Source organism: Lysobacter sp. GCM10012299, from assembly GCF_042649405.1.
GTDB lineage: Bacteria > Pseudomonadota > Gammaproteobacteria > Xanthomonadales > Xanthomonadaceae > Lysobacter_J.
Genome location: NZ_JBHRZC010000001.1, coordinates 524,684 through 537,150 on the forward strand (window position 1 = coordinate 524,684; position 12,467 = coordinate 537,150).

Here is a 12,467-nt window from a genome sequence, read left to right on the forward strand (position 1 = left end):
CGAACGCCGGGATCCATTTTGCTGTTGCTCTGCCGGCCTGGATCCCGGCGTCCGCCGGGATGACGTGGCTTCATCGAGCCCGTGCTCGGCCGATAGCTGCGATCATGTCGGCATGAACGAGCCGCTTTCCGACGATTTCGCCTCCCTGTCCCTTGATCCGGCCCTGCTGCAGGGCGTCCAGGCACTGGGGTATTCGAAGATGACCCCCGTGCAGGCCGGCAGCCTGCCGGCGATCCTCGCCGGCCGCGACCTGATCGCGCAGGCGCCGACCGGCAGCGGCAAGACCGCCGCCTTCGGCCTGGGCCTGCTGCACCGCCTCGACCCGGCCCAGGGCGCCACCCAGGCGCTGGTGCTGTGCCCGACCCGCGAACTGGCCGACCAGGTCGGCAAGCAGCTGCGCAAGCTCGCCTTCGCCATTCCCAACCTGAAGCTGTCGATCCTGTGCGGGGGCATGCCGCTGGCGCCGCAGCTGGCCTCGCTCGAGCACGCACCGCACGTGGTCGTCGGCACGCCGGGCCGCATCCAGGAACTGCTGCGCAAGCGCGCGCTGAACCTGTCGGCGCTGCGCACGCTGGTGTTCGACGAAGCCGATCGCATGCTCGACATGGGTTTCGAGGAGCCCATCCGCGAGATCGTCGGCAAGACGCCGAAGTCGCGCCAGGGCCTGCTGTTCTCGGCGACCTTCCCCGAGGCCGTGCGCGAGATCAGCCGCGGCCTGCTGCGCGAGCCGATGGAAGTGACCGTCGAAGGCGACGAACAGCACGTCGCCATCGACCAGCGCTTCTACGAAGCCGATCCGACGAAGAAGACGCAGCTGCTGGCGGCGTTGCTGCTGCAGTACAAGCCCGAATCGTGCGTGGTGTTCTGCAACATGCGCAAAGACGTTGATGAAGTCGCCGCCTCGCTGGCGCACTACGGCTTCACCGCCCTGGCACTGCACGGCGACATGGAGCAGCGCGACCGCGACGAAGTGCTGGTGCGCTTCGCCAACCGCAGCTGCACGGTGCTGGTGGCCAGCGACGTCGCCGCGCGCGGGCTGGACGTCAAGGAACTGGCGATGGTGGTCAACTACGACATGCCGCCGGATCCGGACATCTACGTGCACCGCATCGGCCGCACCGGCCGTGCCGGCAGCGAAGGCATGGCACTGAGCCTGTGCGGACCGCGCGAACAGGCGCGTGCCAGCCAGATCGAAGAGCGCCAGGGCCTGCCGTTGATCTGGTACAAGGCCACGCCGCTGGCCGGCAAGGCATCGAACGTACCGGCGGCGGCGATGGTGACGCTGCGCATCGACGCCGGCCGCACCGACAAGTTGCGCCCGGGCGACATCCTCGGCGCACTGACCGGCGACGCCGGCCTCAAGGCCGATGCAGTCGGCAAGATCGACGTATTCGCCACGCGCTCCTACGTCGCCGTGGCGCGCGCGCAGGCCGCGCCGGCATTGGCGCGCCTGCGCGAAGGCAAGATCAAAGGCCGCAAATTCCGCGTCAACCGCATGTAACCGGCGGCGTTGCCCTCACCCCAATCCTCTCCCGCAAGCGGGAGAGGGGGCGTAGCCCGGGTAAGCGCAGCGCACCCGGGACCCCGGCACATCAACCCGCTCAGCGCTGGTTGAACGCGTACTTCCCCGGCCCCAGCAGCGCGACGGCGGCAGCGGTGGTCAGGAACATGATCTGCAGTTCGATCGCCCATCCGCCCTGCTCATTGAGCCGACCCAGGTCGCCCAGGTGCACCAGGTAGAGCGCGAACAGCATGTTGATCACCACCAGGATCCCGCCGATGCGCGAGAAGAAGCCGGTGATGATCAGCAGCGGCGCCAGCACTTCGCCGATCAACACGCCGTAGGCGAAGGACCCGGGAAAGCCCTGTGTCTCGACCATCTTGACGATGCCGTCGAGGCCACCTTCGAGCTTGCTGATGCCGTGCAGGAAAACCAGGACGCCCACGGCGAGGCGCAGGATCAGCTTGCCGGTGTCTTGCTGGGTGCTGCTGTTCATGGCGGGACCCCTTGCTCGGAATGGATGGCTGACAGGAAGTGGTGGCTGGACGGGTTCGGGCGGGACTTGGGTGGAGCCGGGACCCGCTGATGGTCACGCCAGCGCGGGTTCCTGTGCAACTGCGACGCGCCGCCCGCTCAGTGGATCGGTAGCGCCACGCGCTGGCCGTGCCAGTTGAGGACCACGCTGTCGGCAGAGATCTCCTCGACCACCGCATCGCCGACGCGGTCGCCCTGGCCGACCCGGGCCCCGTCGATGATCGCGAAGCGCTGGTCAGGGCTTGGCGCCCACATGTGCATGCTGATCTTCAGGGCCGGCAGCTGTTCGCGCTCGCCAGCCGAGAGATCGGCCAGGCGTAGCGGGGCGGCTGCGGCCGGTGTGGCGGCAGGCGCCGGCGGGGTCACGCTGGCCACCTGCACGGGCGGCTGCACCGGCGCCTGCGACGACGAGGGCAGCACCGGTTCCGGTGCAGGCTGGGACGGTGCTGGCCCGGTTTCCGGTGGCACGGCCACGGTCGCCATGGCTTCGCGGGCGGGCCGCGCTTCAGGCAGGGCTGACCGCGAAGGCTCACTGGCGAAGCGGGGGCCAGGCTTCGGCAACGGGGCCGTTGCCGGCGGCACGGCAGGCCCCACCGCTGCAGTCGAATCCGCCAGATCATTGGCAGCAGCGGCAGGCGCGTCGACCACGGGCGCCGTCACCACGCCCGCGGTGGACGTGACATCGCGCAGCAGCCACAGCGACGCCAGCACGGCGAATCCACCGGCCAGCCACCAGGGCCACAGCGGTCGGCGGGTTGCGGTGCGCGGCACCAGCGGCGGCAACTCGGCATAGAGGTCCGGCGCCTGGCCGCGGCGGCGCTCGGCTTCGGATTTGCGCAGGGCGTCGAGGATCAGCGACATCGATTCACTTCCCTGGCGTCAGCAGGCGCGGGCCATCGGTGCCGGTGGCGGCCAGCGCCAGCAGCGTTGCCGGACCGACCAGGCCATCACTGGCGAGTCCGTGGTCGCGCTGGAACCGGCGCACCGCCTCCTGCATCGCGGTATCGAAGGTCGCCGCGCCCGTTGATCGGGGCAGGTAACGCGGCTGCAGTTGCGCGTGCACCCAATCAGTCGCGGCGCCCTGACTGCCAAGGCGCGGCGCGTCGGCGAGGAAGGCCGGTGCGCGCCACAGCGCGGCATGCTCGCCATCCCAGAACTGCTGCAGGGCGATCCGATCGATCGCGACGACGTCGTTGCCCAGTCGCAACCGGACATGGCGCGCGTCGGCGCCTTCAAGCAGCGCCCAGGTGGCGGTGCCGCCCTGGTTGAGCAGCAGCAGCACGGGACGATCCTGTGCGATCAGCGCATCGAGGCTGGTGCGGCCGCGCAGGCAATAGACGCCCGTGGCGAGCACGGGAGGGCACGCCGCGGCAGCGGCGATGTCGTTGCCGCCGGCAGGCAACTGCCAGCGCGCCAGCAGTTGCCCCCAGGCTTGCGCAGGCGAGGGCGTGGCGGCATCGAGGCGAGTGGCGAACGCGGTCGCGTCGAGCGCCGGTTGCGCCGCCACGGCGGCCGGCCTGGTCACGGCTGCCATGGCGGCAGATGCGGGCGTCGAGGCCGTCGCCGGTGCCAGCGCCGGAGCGCGCGGCCACCACAGCGTGGCCGCCAAGGCGAGCAGGGCCATCGCGGCGACGGCAAGCGGGATGGTCACCAGCGCCCTGGGCGTCCACCACCGCCGCGCCTGTCCGGGCAGCACTTCGGCCGCGGCGAGATCGACCATGCGCGCATCGACCTGGCTGGCGTCGTGCGCATAGCCGGCCAGCAGGCTGCGTTCGGCGATGTTGTTGATCAGGCGCGGCACGCCGCCGGCGTGGGCATGGATGCGCTTCACCGCGCCGGCATTGAACGGGAATCGCTGGCCGCCGGCGACGCGAAAACGATGGCGCAGGTATTCGCCGGTTTCGGCCGCGTCGAGCGGGGTGAGGTGGTAGCGCGCGGTGATGCGCTGGGCGAGCTGGCGCAGTTCGTCGCGGGCGAGGATCGTGCGCAGCTCGGGCTGGGCCAGCAGCACGATCTGCAACAGCTTCTGCGTCGGCGTTTCCAGGTTGGTGAGCAGGCGGACCTGTTCGAGTGCATCGACCGACAGGTTCTGCGCCTCGTCGATGATCAGCACCACGCGCAGGCCCTGCGCGTAGGCGTCGAGCAGGTAGGCGTTGAGGGCGTCGACCAGCGACTTGAGGCTGCCCCGGCGCCCATCGAGATCGATGTGCAATTCCTCGCAGATCGTCTCCAGCAGCTCGACCGGCGTCAGGCGCGGATTGAGCACCAGCGCGACCCGCGTCGTCTCGGGGATCTGCTCCAGCAGCAGGCGGCAGAGCGTGGTCTTGCCGGTGCCGACCTCGCCGGTGAGCTGGACGAAGCCGCCTCCGCCGCCCTGGTCGACGCCGAACAGCAGGTGCGCGAGCGCATCGCGGTGGCGCTCGCTTAGGAACACGAAACGCGGGTCCGGCGTGATCGAGAACGGCGGCTCGGTCAGGCCGTAGTGCTCGAGGTACATGCGCAACCTGCAAGGGGTGATGGCGCTAAGCCTGCCACAAAACTACTGCCGGGGCTCAGTCGGCCGCGCCCTTGGCCTCGGCGGTTCCCAGCACTTCCGGATGCTGCAGGCGCCGGGGCTTGCCCAGCAGCGGGTGCACGAACACCGCAGCGAGGATGATGACCACGCCGACGTAGAAGGTGGTCGTCAATTCGCGCTGTTCACCCAGCAGCAGCGCCGCCAGCACGATCGCGTACACCGGCTCCAGGTTCACCGCCAGCTGCTGCGCGAACGCGCTCATGTGACGCAGCGCTACCAGCGACAGCGTGAACGGCAGCAGCGTGCAGGCCAGCGCCAGGCCCAGCAGCAGGGCGATGTCGTGGCCGCTGGGCACCACCAGCAGCGGTCCGGCGAAGGCCGGGAACAGCAGCGGCATCAACGGCGCCAGCAGGGTCAGCGTGAGCGTGCCCGCGCCCAGTTCCAGCGCGGTCACGGTGAGCGGGTCGCCGTGTTCGACCAGGCGCTTGTTGAGCGAACCGAACAGCGCCACCAGCAGCGCCGACATCGCGCCCACGGCAATGCCGGCGCGCATCCCGGCCGGCACGCCGCCGACCACCAGCACCACGCCCGGCAGCACCATCACGCCCAGCGCCAGTTCGCGCTTGGAGAATCGCGTGCGGGTCAGCCAGGGTTCGATCATGGCCACGAACACCGTGCCCAGCGCCATGCAGGTCGCGCCGACCGAAGCGTTGGACAACTTGATCGCGCCGTAGAAGGTCAGCCAGTGCAGGGCCACGAGCGCGCCGATGCCGGCATAGGCCAGCATCAGCCGCGGCGACATCGCCCGCAGCCCGCGCCACACGCGCGGCAGCAGCGCCAGCGCGGCGACCACGATCAGCATCCGCCACCACACCAGCGGCAACGCCGGCAACGTGATCAGCTTGCCGAGGATCGCGGTGAAGCCCCATAGCAATACGCAGAAGTGGATTTGCAGTTGCGCCTTGCTGGTCGGGTTCATGCGGCGTGGTCGCGATGGGGCGTTGGTGGCGAGGGGCCTATTGTCACCGCAGTTGCCGGCAAAATCGTTGGCGGCGATCATCCGGATCCATGAGCAGTGCCCTGATCGCCCATCTCCACGACCTGCTCGACGGGATGGGCCGGGTGACGACCCGTGCCATGTTCGGCGGCCATGGCGTGTACCTCGAGGGCACCCTGATCGGCGTGGTCATCGAGGAGGCCCTGTACCTCAAGGTCGACAACGAGACCCGCCTGCATTTCGAGGCCGCCGGCAGCGAGCCATACGTCTACCTGGGCCAGCAGCTGCCGATCCGGATGAGCTACTGGTCGGTGCCGGAATCGGCCATGGATTCTCCGCAGGCGATGAAACCCTGGGCCGAGCTCGCCCATGCCGCAGCGCTGCGCAAGACCCCGTCCCGGCGTCGCAAGTAGACATTCTGCCGTCCACGGAGGCGATGTCGATTTCGCCCCGGCCCATTCGTCATGACAGTGAAGGCCGCCATTGCGGCCGCCATCCCTTCCATCCCGGAATCCACTCATGACCTCCAAACGCTCCGCTTCCGTCCGAATCGCCGTGGCCACGGCCCTGCTGGCAATCGCTGCGACCGCCGTCGCCAAGCCCGTCCGCTATGAAATCGATCCGAACCACACCTTCCCGAGCTTCGAAGCCGACCACATGGGCGTGTCGGTGTGGCGCGGCAAGTTCAACGCCAGCCAGGGCGAGATCTCGCTCGACAGGAGCGCCGGCACCGGCACGGTGGAAGTGACGATCGATACCGCCAGCGTCGATTACGGCCTCGATGTGATGAACGACAAGGCGCGCGAGGCCGACCTGCTCGATGCCGGCAAGTATCCGAAGGCGGTCTACAAGGGTCGCCTGGCCGATTTCCGCGATGGCGCACCCACGCGCGTGAAGGGCGAACTGACCCTGCGCGGCGTGACCCGGCCGCTGGACCTCACCATCGACCGCTTCAAGTGCATCCCGCACCCGCTGCACAAGCGCGAACTGTGCGGTGCCGATGCGCTGGGCACGTTCCGCCGCGACGAGTTCGGCATCGACGCCGGCAAGGACTACGGCTTCGACATGAACGTGACGCTGCGGATTCAAGTTGAAGCAGTGCAGGAGGCGCAGGGCCAGGCGGGCAAGGCACAGGCGCCGTGACCCGCTGACCATTTTCTTGCCGGCACGCTAACGGCCCATGCCGGAACATGCGACCACGCAGTCGCCCATGAAGGAGGAGCAAACGATGGCTTTCTATGTTGATGGCTATGTGATTCCGGTACCGAAGAAGAACCTGCCGGCGTACCGCGCGATGGCGCGCAAGGCCGGAAAGATCTGGCGCGAGCACGGTGCGCTGGAGGTCAACGAATGCGTGGCCGACGATGTCCAGCCGGGCAAGGTCACCTCGTTCCCGCAGGCGGTGAAGCTCAAGGCCGACGAGGTGGTGATCTTCTCGTGGATCACCTACAAGTCGCGCGCGCAGCGCGACAAGATCAACAAGCTGGTGATGAACGACCCGCGACTGGCCGACATGATGAATCCCAAGAACTCGCCGTTCGACGCCAAGCGGATGTTCTGGGGCGGCTTCAAGCCTATCGTCTCGCTCTGAGGCTAGCTTTCGGCCATGCACTCGGCCGCGCGCTGCCGAAGCAGCGCCTGTTCGCGCGCGTTGCGGGTCATGCCCGCGGCGCGCTCGAACTCTTCGCGCGCCTCGCCGAAACGACCGAGCTTGCGCAACAGGTCGCCGCGCACGCTCGGCAGCAGGTGGTAGTCCTTCAGCAGCGGGTCGCCGGTCAGCCCGTCGACCACGGCCAGGCCGGCGGCCGGGCCGAACAACATCGACAGCGCCACCGCCCGGTTGAGTTCCACCACCGGCGACGGCACCTGCTGCGCCAACGCACCGTATAGCCCGACGATGCTGGCCCAGTCGGTTTCCTCGGCCGTCAGCGCGCGCGCGTGGCAGGCCGCGATCGCCGCCTGCAGCGTGTAAGGGCCGCGCGATGGATTGCGCACCGAGCCGAGCTTCTCCGCGCGCTCCAGCGCCGCCAGTCCGCGGTGGATCAGCAACTGGTCCCAGCGCGAGCGATTCTGCTCGAGCAGCAGCACCGGCTCGCCGTCGCCGTCCACGCGCGCGGCCGAGCGCGACGCCTGGATTTCCATCAGCGCGACCAGGCCATGCACTTCCGGCTCGTTCGGCACCAGGCCGGCGAGGATACGGCCCAGGCGAAGTGCGTCCTCGCACAGGCCCGGGCGCATCCAGTCGTCGCCGGCGGTGGCGGCATAGCCTTCGTTGAAGATCAGGTAGATCACCGCCAGCACCGACGACAGCCGTTGCGCCAGCTCTTCACCGCGCGGGACTTCGTACGGCACCTGCTTGTCGGCCAGCGTGCGCTTGGCGCGGACGATGCGTTGGGCAATCGTCGGTTCCGGCACCAGGAACGCGCGCGCGATCTCGTCCGTGCTCAGTCCGCCGAGCAGGCGCAGGGTCAATGCGACCTGTGCGGGCGTGGACAGCACCGGATGGCAGGCCGTGAACACCAGCCGCAGCAGGTCATCACCGATCGGGTCGTCGAGCTTGTCCAGGTGCGCGTCGTCGGCGCTTTCCTGTTCGGCTTCAAGCTCGCGCGCGAGTTCCTCGTGCTTGCGCTGCAGCAGCTTGCTGCGACGCAGGCGGTCGATGGCGCGGTGCTTGGCGGTGGCCATGAGCCAGGCGCCGGGCTGGTCGGGAACGCCGGTCTCGGGCCAGCGTTCCAGGGCGGCGACCAGCGCGTCCTGCGCCAGTTCTTCCGCCAGGCCGACGTCGCGCACCATGCGCGCGAGCGTCGCGATCAACCTGGCCGATTCGATACGCCATACGGCATCGATGCTGCGGTGGATGTCGGTCGCCGTCATGGCGACCGATCACACCACCGACGTTGTGCGGATGCAAGTACCCGAACCAGTGTTCGAAGCGGCATCACGCGCCTTCCAGGGCGGGTGTCGCGGAACCGCCGTGCTCGGTGAGGCGCTTGAGGTTGCCGAGGCCTTCCTCGAATGCCTTGCCGATCATGCGGTCCATGTTCACGAACACGCTGAACACCTTGGAGACGTACGGCATGTCGCCATTCATCGCCCAGGTCACTTCGCTGCCATTGCCCTGCGGCACGATGGTGAACTGCGCGCTGCTGCGTGCCCGCATCGGGCGGCTGAAATCGAGCTGGATATCGACCTTCGAGGAAGGCACCGATTGCACGATCTCCATCCGCCCGGCGCCGGCCTTGTTGTTGCCGTCCCAGCTGTAGGTCGCGCCGGTGCCCTGTGCGGCGCCGCCGATCTCGCGCTGCATCTGCGGGTCGAGCTTCTCGTACGGCGACCACGCCCGCCAGCGGTTGAAGTCGTTGATCTGCGCGAACACCTGTTCCGGCGGTGCCTGGATGTGGAGGCGGCGTTCGACGCGAAAGGTGTCCGGGCGGGTGGCGGCGTAGATGAGCACGGCGGCGATCAGTACGACGATGGCGATGGCGATGAACTTGAACATTCGTTACTCCGTTCCCTGGGGTTGCGTTGTCGGTGGTCAGTGCTTGGGTGTCGAACCGGCTTGCTGCTGCATGTCCTGCAGGCCGGCGGCGGCCTTCTGCACGTCGGCGGGGAAGTCGGCCAGTTCCTGCACCTGGCGGATCTCGATGACTTCGTTGTCCGAGGCCGGGCAGCGCGAGGCCCATGCGATGGCTTCCTCGCGCGATTTCACCTGGATCATCCAGTAGCCGCCGAGCACTTCCCTGGCTTCGCTGAAGGGGCCGTCGGTGACCTGCGGTTTGCCGCCCTTGAAGCTCACGCGCGCGCCCATCGACGGCGGGTGCAGTCCGTCCAGCGCCAGCAGCACGCCGGCTTTCTGCAGGGACTCGTTGTATTTCATCATCGCCGCGACGGCGTCGGCTTCGGGCACCGTGCCGGGTGCGGCGGATTCGTAGCCCTTTGGGATCATCAGCATCATGAAGCGCATGGTGGCATCTCCTTGGTGGGCGGCAGGTCAGTGGTTCGGGACCGCATCGGGTTTCATGTGGACGAATTCCCACAGGTGTCCGTCCAGGTCTTCGAAGCCATGGCCGTACATGAAGCCTTCGTCGCTGGCATCGAAGTGGGTCTTCGCACCTGCTGCCACGGCCTTGGCAACGATGGCATCGACGGCATTGCTGCTGTCCAGGGTCAGGCAGACGATGGCTTCCGTGCCCTTGGTCGCGTCGTGCACCGGCTTGCGGGTGAAGGTCTGGAAGAACGCTTCGGTCAGCAGCATGACGTAGATGTCGTCGGTCACGACCATGCACGCGCCCTTCTCGTTGGTGAAGTCGGGATTGAATGAGTAACCGAGCTTTTCGAAGAAGTCGACCGAGCGGTCTAGGTCCTTGACCGGGAGGTTGAGGAAGATCTGGCTGGCCATGGCGTATCAGCCCTCGCGCTCGCAGTTGATCATCCACGGCACGCCGAACTGGTCGACGAGCATTCCGAAGCTGGCCGACCAGAAGGTCTTGTCGAGCGGCATGATCACGTTGCCCTTGTCCGACAATGCCTTGAACGCGCGCTCGGCTTCGGCGACGGAATCTACATTGAGCGCGATCGAGCAGTTCTTGATGCCGTCGTAGCTGTCGTTGGGCATGCCGTCCGACGCCATCAGCACCTGGTCGCCGACCTGCAGGCGTGCGTGCATGATCCTGTCGCGATGGTCGGCCGGTACGTGCTCTCGCGCGGGACTGTCGCCGAACGAGGTGATGGGGTCGAGCGTGCCGCCAAGCGCCTGCGCGTAGAACCGCATCGCGGTTTCGCAGTTGCCGTTGAACATGAGGTAGGCGTTGATCTTCATGGGTGGTCCTGGGAGTGTCGGGCTTATTGGCGGGCGGCGATCTGTTCGCGCAGGCGGTCGTCCTGGGCGCGCAGTTCGGGGGTGAGTTCGGCGCCAAAGTCGCAGGTTTCGAAGATCTGGCGGATCTCGATCTCGCAGTCCTCTTCGTTGTCGAACAGGGCGGGGGCGCGTTTGACCCATTCGACCGCTTCGGCCAGCGATGCGGTCTGGAACAGCCAGTAGCCGGCGATCAGTTCCTTGGTCTCGGCGAATGGGCCGTCGATGACGGTGCGCTGTTTGCCGCCGAAGCGTACGCGGGCGCCCTTGTTGCTGGGATGAAGTCCTTCGCCGCCGATCATCACGCCGGCCTTGACCAGTTCTTCGTTGTATTCGCCCATCCGGGTCAGCAGTTCTTCGCTCGGCATCACGCCGGCTTCGGAGTCCGCATTGGCGCGGACGATCACCATGAAGCGCATCGTCGTCTCCTTTCTGGAGCCGCCGCAGTGGGGCTCTTGTCCTGATGACGAACGGGGCCGCCCGGGATCGACATGGCCTGGGAAATTTTCTGCGGTGGCGCGTCGTCCCCCGGCCCGCCGTCATTCCCGCGAAGGCGGGAACCCATGGACGTTGCTCGCCGCTTCAGTCCTTCGGCAGCGCCAGCAACCAGTCCACGAACGTCTGCGCCGCCGCACGCAGCCGGCGGTGCGAGGGGTACACCACGTAATAGCCCCAGCGCGCTTTCACCGTCGGCACCGGCAGTTGTTGCAGGCGTCCGCTTTCGAGATACGGGGCGACGATGCGCGAGCGGGCGAGGGCGATGCCCATGCCGAACACGGCCGCGTTCATCGCGCCGGTGCTGTCGGTGTAGGTCAGGCGCTCATCGAACTTGGCGCCGTGCACGCCGGCGGCGCGGAACCAGTCGTGCCAGCCCTGGCGCGAGTGGTCGGAGATCAGCGGCTGCCTGGCGACGTCGGCGGGTTGGCGGACGTCGTCGATTCCCGGGAAGTTCGGCGAGGCCACCGGCAGCAGGCCTTCGTCCATCAGGAAATGGGCGGTGAGGCCAGGCCAGTGCCCCGGCCCGTGGCGGATGCCGAAGTCCGGGCCGGGTTCGTCGAAGCGGGTCAGGGCGACCTCGGTGTCGATGCTCAGGCGCAGGTTGGGGTGGGCGCGGGTGAACTCGGGCAGGCGCGGAGTCAGCCAGGTGTAGGTGAGCGAGTGCAGGGTGGTGAAGCGGATGCGGTCGTGGTCTTCGCGGCCGGAGCGCAGGCTGCGCAGCACGCCGTCGACGTCGGCCAGGGCGCTGCCGGCGGCGTCGGCCAGTTTGCGGCCGTCGGCGGTCAGGGCCACCCCGCGCGCATGGCGCTGGAACAGGGCCACGCCCAGCCGCGATTCGAGCTTGCGGACGTGGTGGCTGACCGCGCTCGCAGTCAGGTGCAGTTCCTCGGCGGCGTGGGCGAAGTTCTGGTGCCGGGCCGCCGATTCGAATGCCGTGAGGGCCGGCAGCCAGTCCGCGCGCAGTGCCATGTCGAGCCTCAAATCTGGTTTGTGTCTGACAGCCAAAGTATGCGCTTGTGCCTCGCCGGAAGGTAACGAGAATGTCGGTCTGGCAAGAGCCAGATTAGTCGATGGGTGCCGTCCCGGTGCCCGACCGCAGGAGCGGACGAATGGGCCATCTGCACGAAGTCATCCCGCAATTGCCGATGCAGGCGCTGCCCATCGAGGCGGTGCCGGCCATCGAGGTAGGCCCCGGTTGCCTGCGCCGCGACCTGCCGGCCGGCCCCGGCCTGCGCATGTGGGTGGTGGACATGGCGCCCGGCGCGCAGTGGCCGGTGCTGGACCACCACGAGACCGGCGAGTCGTACTACGTGATCAGCGGCGAAGTGATCGAGGGCGAGGCCCGCCACGGCGCCGGAACCTATGTCTACTTCGCGCCCGACAGCCGGCATCGCCCGCACACCGAAAGCGGTGTACGCCTGATCGGTGTGAACCTTGGCTACGCCGCGTTCCTTGCCGCAGGCGGCAGTTCGGAATCCATCACGCATTGCTATCACCCGACGCAGGGCTGACCGCGCCCGCGCGTCGACGTTCGTTCCCGCACACGTCCTCCCCCACGAGTACGTCT

16 protein-coding genes are annotated in these 12,467 nt (G+C 67.9%); 5 read left to right on the forward strand and 11 right to left on the reverse strand.

The features are described from left to right. Positions 1-112 precede the first annotated feature (112 nt). Positions 113-1,501 carry an ATP-dependent RNA helicase DbpA gene (gene dbpA, locus ACFOPO_RS02630; RefSeq protein WP_386700554.1) on the forward strand — a complete coding sequence of 463 codons (1,389 nt, stop codon included), beginning with the start codon at positions 113-115 and terminating at the stop codon, positions 1,499-1,501. A 100-nt stretch (positions 1,502-1,601) separates the two neighbouring features. Here the strand turns inward: dbpA and ACFOPO_RS02635 are convergent, their stop codons facing one another. From ACFOPO_RS02635 to ACFOPO_RS02650, 4 genes are all read right to left on the reverse strand, one after another. After that, positions 1,602-1,997: a DoxX family protein gene (locus ACFOPO_RS02635; RefSeq protein ID WP_386700557.1), complete on the reverse strand. Its 396-nt coding sequence runs from the start codon at positions 1,995-1,997 to the stop codon at positions 1,602-1,604. Between the two features lie 137 nt (positions 1,998-2,134). Next, entirely contained in the window at positions 2,135-2,896 is a 762-nt protein-coding gene (locus ACFOPO_RS02640; protein WP_386700559.1) for a general secretion pathway protein GspB, read from the reverse strand. Between the two features lie 4 nt (positions 2,897-2,900). After that, the gene (locus ACFOPO_RS02645; RefSeq protein WP_386700561.1) at positions 2,901-4,532 is read right to left on the reverse strand and encodes an AAA family ATPase; all 1,632 of its coding nucleotides are present in this window, start codon (positions 4,530-4,532) and stop codon (positions 2,901-2,903) included. Between the two features lie 55 nt (positions 4,533-4,587). Continuing rightward, positions 4,588-5,529, reverse strand: coding sequence for a DMT family transporter (locus ACFOPO_RS02650; RefSeq protein WP_386700563.1), 942 nt, complete (start codon positions 5,527-5,529; stop codon positions 4,588-4,590). A gap of 89 nt (positions 5,530-5,618) precedes the next feature. On the opposite strand from ACFOPO_RS02650, the gene ACFOPO_RS02655 reads away from it, so the two are divergent. The 3 genes from ACFOPO_RS02655 to ACFOPO_RS02665 all read left to right on the forward strand — a co-directional run bounded on the left by ACFOPO_RS02655 (position 5,619) and on the right by ACFOPO_RS02665 (position 7,138). After that, positions 5,619-5,960, forward strand: coding sequence for a TfoX/Sxy family protein (locus ACFOPO_RS02655; protein WP_386700565.1), 342 nt, complete (start codon positions 5,619-5,621; stop codon positions 5,958-5,960). 106 nt (positions 5,961-6,066) lie between these two features. Then, a complete protein-coding gene (locus ACFOPO_RS02660; protein WP_386700567.1) occupies positions 6,067-6,690 on the forward strand; it encodes a YceI family protein in 624 nt (207 codons plus the stop codon). 85 nt (positions 6,691-6,775) lie between these two features. After that, positions 6,776-7,138: a DUF1428 domain-containing protein gene (locus tag ACFOPO_RS02665; RefSeq protein WP_386700569.1), complete on the forward strand. Its 363-nt coding sequence runs from the start codon at positions 6,776-6,778 to the stop codon at positions 7,136-7,138. Between the two features lie 2 nt (positions 7,139-7,140). Here ACFOPO_RS02665 and ACFOPO_RS02670 read toward each other — a convergent pair whose 3' ends face one another. From ACFOPO_RS02670 to ACFOPO_RS02700, 7 genes are all read right to left on the reverse strand, one after another. Next, on the reverse strand, positions 7,141-8,421 hold the full coding sequence (locus ACFOPO_RS02670; protein WP_386700571.1) for an RNA polymerase sigma factor: 1,281 nt from the start codon (positions 8,419-8,421) through the stop codon (positions 7,141-7,143). A gap of 64 nt (positions 8,422-8,485) precedes the next feature. After that, positions 8,486-9,046: an SRPBCC family protein gene (locus ACFOPO_RS02675; protein WP_386700573.1), complete on the reverse strand. Its 561-nt coding sequence runs from the start codon at positions 9,044-9,046 to the stop codon at positions 8,486-8,488. Between the two features lie 36 nt (positions 9,047-9,082). Continuing rightward, positions 9,083-9,511 carry a YciI family protein gene (locus tag ACFOPO_RS02680; protein ID WP_386700575.1) on the reverse strand — a complete coding sequence of 143 codons (429 nt, stop codon included), beginning with the start codon at positions 9,509-9,511 and terminating at the stop codon, positions 9,083-9,085. Between the two features lie 27 nt (positions 9,512-9,538). After that, a complete protein-coding gene (locus tag ACFOPO_RS02685; protein ID WP_386700577.1) occupies positions 9,539-9,946 on the reverse strand; it encodes a VOC family protein in 408 nt (135 codons plus the stop codon). 6 nt (positions 9,947-9,952) lie between these two features. Beyond that, positions 9,953-10,366 (reverse strand): VOC family protein, encoded by a 414-nt coding sequence (locus tag ACFOPO_RS02690; protein ID WP_386700579.1) that lies wholly within the window; start codon positions 10,364-10,366, stop codon positions 9,953-9,955. 23 nt (positions 10,367-10,389) lie between these two features. Further along, the gene (locus ACFOPO_RS02695; RefSeq protein ID WP_386700581.1) at positions 10,390-10,821 is read right to left on the reverse strand and encodes a YciI family protein; all 432 of its coding nucleotides are present in this window, start codon (positions 10,819-10,821) and stop codon (positions 10,390-10,392) included. A gap of 163 nt (positions 10,822-10,984) precedes the next feature. Continuing rightward, positions 10,985-11,869, reverse strand: a complete 885-nt coding sequence (locus ACFOPO_RS02700; protein WP_386700583.1) for a LysR substrate-binding domain-containing protein — start codon at positions 11,867-11,869, stop codon at positions 10,985-10,987. A 140-nt stretch (positions 11,870-12,009) separates the two neighbouring features. Here ACFOPO_RS02700 and ACFOPO_RS02705 point away from each other — a divergent pair, with 140 nt between their 5' ends. Then, the gene (locus ACFOPO_RS02705; RefSeq protein WP_386700585.1) at positions 12,010-12,411 is read left to right on the forward strand and encodes a cupin domain-containing protein; all 402 of its coding nucleotides are present in this window, start codon (positions 12,010-12,012) and stop codon (positions 12,409-12,411) included. Positions 12,412-12,467 lie beyond the last annotated feature (56 nt).

Bases quoted from the DNA above. Each gene is read 5' to 3' on its own strand.
- ACFOPO_RS02655 (WP_386700565.1), top strand. From the start codon at position 5,619: ATGAGCAGTGCCCTGATCGCCCATCTCCACGACCTGCTCGACGGGATG.
- ACFOPO_RS02675 (WP_386700573.1), bottom strand. From the start codon at position 9,046: ATGTTCAAGTTCATCGCCATCGCCATCGTCGTACTGATCGCCGCCGTG.
- ACFOPO_RS02650 (WP_386700563.1), bottom strand. From the start codon at position 5,529: ATGAACCCGACCAGCAAGGCGCAACTGCAAATCCACTTCTGCGTATTG.
- ACFOPO_RS02695 (WP_386700581.1), bottom strand. From the start codon at position 10,821: ATGCGCTTCATGGTGATCGTCCGCGCCAATGCGGACTCCGAAGCCGGC.
- ACFOPO_RS02660 (WP_386700567.1), top strand. From the start codon at position 6,067: ATGACCTCCAAACGCTCCGCTTCCGTCCGAATCGCCGTGGCCACGGCC.
- ACFOPO_RS02640 (WP_386700559.1), bottom strand. From the start codon at position 2,896: ATGTCGCTGATCCTCGACGCCCTGCGCAAATCCGAAGCCGAGCGCCGC.
- ACFOPO_RS02645 (WP_386700561.1), bottom strand. From the start codon at position 4,532: ATGTACCTCGAGCACTACGGCCTGACCGAGCCGCCGTTCTCGATCACG.
- ACFOPO_RS02635 (WP_386700557.1), bottom strand. From the start codon at position 1,997: ATGAACAGCAGCACCCAGCAAGACACCGGCAAGCTGATCCTGCGCCTC.
- ACFOPO_RS02670 (WP_386700571.1), bottom strand. From the start codon at position 8,421: ATGACGGCGACCGACATCCACCGCAGCATCGATGCCGTATGGCGTATC.
- ACFOPO_RS02685 (WP_386700577.1), bottom strand. From the start codon at position 9,946: ATGGCCAGCCAGATCTTCCTCAACCTCCCGGTCAAGGACCTAGACCGC.
- ACFOPO_RS02700 (WP_386700583.1), bottom strand. From the start codon at position 11,869: ATGGCACTGCGCGCGGACTGGCTGCCGGCCCTCACGGCATTCGAATCG.
- ACFOPO_RS02705 (WP_386700585.1), top strand. From the start codon at position 12,010: ATGGGCCATCTGCACGAAGTCATCCCGCAATTGCCGATGCAGGCGCTG.
- ACFOPO_RS02690 (WP_386700579.1), bottom strand. From the start codon at position 10,366: ATGAAGATCAACGCCTACCTCATGTTCAACGGCAACTGCGAAACCGCG.
- ACFOPO_RS02665 (WP_386700569.1), top strand. From the start codon at position 6,776: ATGGCTTTCTATGTTGATGGCTATGTGATTCCGGTACCGAAGAAGAAC.
- dbpA (WP_386700554.1), top strand. From the start codon at position 113: ATGAACGAGCCGCTTTCCGACGATTTCGCCTCCCTGTCCCTTGATCCG.
- ACFOPO_RS02680 (WP_386700575.1), bottom strand. From the start codon at position 9,511: ATGCGCTTCATGATGCTGATGATCCCAAAGGGCTACGAATCCGCCGCA.